Below are 1,034 nucleotides of genomic sequence, written 5' to 3'. Positions count from 1 at the left end.
TTCCAGGCCTATCGCGAACGGGCGCTCCAACTTCTGTGCCTGGCCGGCCTGTCTGGTTTTCCACAGATCACGCTGCCCGTCGGCTCGGTCGCCGGCGCCCCGTTCGGCCTGTCGCTGCTTGGCCCTTCCGGCAGCGACATTGCCCTGATACGGCTCGGCCGGAAACTTCTCGACGCGGCACGAAAGGCCTGACCATGGACACACTGACGCGCATGCGTGCCTTCATCGACGTGGTCGAGGCCGAGGGCTTTTCGGCGGCGGCGCGCAAGATCGGTCGTTCCAAGGCCTTGCTGTCGAAATATGTGCGCGAGCTGGAGGACGAACTCGGCGCTTTGCTGCTCAACCGCACCACGCGCCAGTTCTCGATGACCGAGGCCGGCCATACCTATTACCGGCGCGCCTCGGAGATCGTGCGCGAGGTCGACAGCCTGGCCGACGCGGTGCGTGAATCCTCCGGCGACGTGCGCGGCCGGATCAAGCTGTCGGCGCCGCGCACCTTCGCCGACGCGCCGATCGGCCAATCGCTGATCGACTTCGCCAAGCAGCATCCCGACATCGTGCTCGACATCCAGCTCGACGACCGCTTCGTCGATCTGGTCGAGGAGGGCTTCGATCTTGCGGTGCGCATCTCGCGGCTGGAGAACTCGTCGCTGATCGCCAGGCGGCTGGCGCCGTTTTCGATAAAGCTCTGCGCCTCCCCCGAACTGATCGCCAGGCATGGCATGCCGACAAGGCCGCAGGATCTCAGCCGCATGCCTTGCATCGTCGACACCAATGGCCGCGGACTGAACAACTGGCCGTTCAAGGGCGACAATGGCGATCCGGTGAGCGTTTCGGTGTCCGGTCCGGTCGAGGTCAACAGCCCGATGACGGCGAGAGCCGCGGCCGTGGCGGGCCTCGGATTTACCGTCCTGCCGGATTTCATCGCCGCGCCCGACCTCGCGAGCGGCCGGCTGGTGGCGGTGATGGATGACCGTATCCTGTCGGGCGGCGGCATCTTCGCCGTCTACCCGCACCGCCGCTATCTGCCGGCG

At 66.4% G+C, this 1,034-nt stretch carries 1 protein-coding gene and 1 pseudogene; both read left to right on the top strand.

Annotated features, from left to right (window positions below; all coding sequences use genetic code 11):
- Window positions 1-192 (top strand): annotated as a pseudogene (locus EN893_RS35425) (amidase); the annotation flags it as partial.
- A 2-nt stretch (window positions 193-194) separates the two neighbouring features.
- A partial coding sequence (locus EN893_RS35420; protein ID WP_164901460.1) for a LysR family transcriptional regulator occupies window positions 195-1,034 on the top strand: 840 nt, incomplete at its 3' end.

The sequence above is a fragment of the Mesorhizobium sp. M7A.F.Ca.CA.004.04.2.1 genome (genome assembly GCF_004022825.1).
Lineage (GTDB): Bacteria > Pseudomonadota > Alphaproteobacteria > Rhizobiales > Rhizobiaceae > Mesorhizobium.
The sequence above is the reverse complement of the archived record's forward strand: the minus strand, read 5'-3'. Positions and strand labels throughout refer to the sequence as shown.